Below are 245 nucleotides of genomic sequence, written 5' to 3'. Positions count from 1 at the left end.
GCTCGTCTTGTCGGAAGGAAAAGAAGACGCCGTGTCCGAGAGCAACGACTTTGTCGTGGAATTGCGCTCTGTTTCTAAGCTCTACGGCGATGCGGCTGCTGTAGCAGACATTTCGCTCAAGGCTCGGCGAGGGGAACTTCTCTGCCTGCTTGGCCCATCGGGGTGCGGCAAAACAACGACTCTTCGCATGGTCGCGGGATTTGTGGAGCCGTCTTCCGGCAGTATACACATTAACAACATCGATA

At 55.1% G+C, this 245-nt stretch carries 1 protein-coding gene; it reads left to right on the top strand.

What is annotated here, in order from left to right:
- Window positions 1–31 precede the first annotated feature (31 nt).
- A partial coding sequence (locus tag AC0L3U_RS40025) for an ATP-binding cassette domain-containing protein (protein WP_473365215.1) occupies window positions 32–245 on the top strand: 214 nt, incomplete at its 3' end.

This window comes from Bradyrhizobium sp. Kon69, assembly GCF_055807515.1.
This window is presented reverse-complemented; position numbering and strand designations above follow the sequence as displayed.